The organism is Micromonospora sp. NPDC049799 (genome assembly GCF_040656655.1).
Classification (GTDB): Bacteria; Actinomycetota; Actinomycetes; order Mycobacteriales; family Micromonosporaceae; genus Micromonospora.
In genome coordinates this window covers 1-1,930 of record NZ_JBFAMU010000730.1, presented here as the reverse complement: position 1 = coordinate 1,930, position 1,930 = coordinate 1, and the positions used below count along the sequence as shown (strand labels likewise).

Below are 1,930 nucleotides of genomic sequence, written 5' to 3'. Positions count from 1 at the left end.
TCGGTCAGGGCGGTCAGCGCCTCGCACATCTCGTCGAGGGTGCGGCCGAGGACCACGGCCCGGTGCGGGAACAGGGTGCGTCCGGCGAGGGCGTGTGCCACGTCGACGAGGTCCAGGTCATCTGTGTCGGTGGCCCAGTCGCGTAGCCGGCGGCCGTACTCGCGCAGCGTGGTCTCGGTCTTCGCGGACAGCAGCCACGGCACCCAGCCGCCACCGGGCTGATCCGTCAACCCGCCCGACGCATCCACAACGGGAACGGCGTCCGGCTCCGCCGAGGCCGGTAACTCCTCGATGATCAGGTGGGCGTTGGTGCCGCTCATCCCGAACGCCGACACCGCCGCCCGGCGCGGGTGCCCGTTCGGCTTCCAGTCGACCACCCGGTCGAGCAGCCGGACGTTGCCGCTGTCCCAGTCGACGTGCGGGCTCGGCGCGTCGATGTGCAGCGAGCGGGGCAGCATGCCCTGCTGCAGGGCGAGGACCATCTTGATCACGCCGGCGACGCCGGCCGCGGCCTGGGTGTGGCCGATGTTCGACTTGACCGACCCGAGCCACAGGGGCTGGTCGTCCCGCCGGTGCTGTCCGTAGGTGGCCAGGAGCGCCTGGGCCTCGATCGGGTCGCCGAGGGTGGTGCCGGTGCCGTGGGCCTCGACGGCGTCGACGTCGGCCGGGGTCAGCCGGGCGTTGGCCAGGGCCTGGCGGATCACACGTTCCTGCGCCGGCCCGTTCGGGGCGGTCAGCCCGTTGCTCGCGCCGTCCTGGTTCACCGCCGAGCCCCTGATGACAGCGAGCACCCGGTGGCCGCGTTCCTGGGCCACCGACAGCCGTTCCAGCAGCACCAGGCCGACGCCCTCGGCGAAGCCGAACCCGTCGGCCGCCTCGGCGAACGGCTTGCACCGGCCGTCCGGGGAGAGGCCCCGCTGCCGGCTGAACTCCACGAAGCCGCCCGGCGTGGCCAGCACCGTCACCCCACCCGCGAGCGCCAGGTCGCACTCGCCGTTGCGGATCGCCTGCGCAGCCAGGTGCATCGCCACCAGCGACGACGAGCACGCGGTGTCCACGGTCATCGCCGGGCCCTCCAACCCGAGCGTGTATGCGATCCGCCCCGACGCCAGCGCGGTGGTCGCCCCGGTCATCAGGTAGCCCTCGTAGTCCTCCGGCACCTCGTCGAACCGGGGCCCGTAGTCGTTGTCGATGACCCCGGTGAACACGCCGGTCGCGGTGCCGCGCAGGTGAGCCGGGTCGATGCCGGCCCGCTCCACCGCCTCCCACGCGGTCTCCAGCAGCAGCCGCTGCTGCGGGTCCATGGCCGCCGCCTCCCGGGCGTTGATGCCGAAGAAGGCCGCGTCGAAGCCGGCGGCGTCGTCCAGGAAGCCGCCGTGCCGGGTGTACGTGGTTCCCGGCGTGCCGGGGTCCGGGTCGTAGATGGCCTCGACATCCCAGCCCCGCCCGTCCGGAAACTCGCTGATCGCGTCGCCCTCGGAGATCACCAGCTGCCACAGCTTCTCCGGCGAGCCGACCCCGCCCGGGTAGCGGCAGGCCATGCCGACGATCGCCACCGGCTCGTCGGCTGCGGCCACCCGGACCGGCGTCGCGGCGCGGGCCGCCGGCACCCCGGACACCAACTCGCGCAGGTGGTCGACGACCGCCGTCGGGGTGGGATGGTCGAACACCAGCGTCGCCGGCAGCGTCAGGCCGGTGGCCGCGCCCAGCCGGTTGCGCAGCTCCACGGCCGCGAGGGAGGTGAACCCGAGGTCCTTGAACGCCTGCCCCGGATCGACCGTCTCCGCCGACTCCAGTCCGACCACCGTCGCCACGGCCCCCAGCACCAGGTCGTGCAGGGCCTGCCGCTGTTCCGCCGCCGGCCGGGCGGCCAGCCGCTCGGCATACGTCAGCGGGCCGGCGTCGGCCGCGGCGTTGCGCAGTCCGCCGC

General features: G+C 74.0%; 1 protein-coding gene. It reads right to left on the bottom strand.

Going from position 1 to position 1,930, the window contains the following annotated elements; translation table 11 throughout:
- On the bottom strand, positions 1 to 1,930 hold a 1,930-nt coding region (locus AB0I76_RS28855), incomplete at both ends, for a beta-ketoacyl synthase N-terminal-like domain-containing protein (RefSeq protein WP_357041991.1).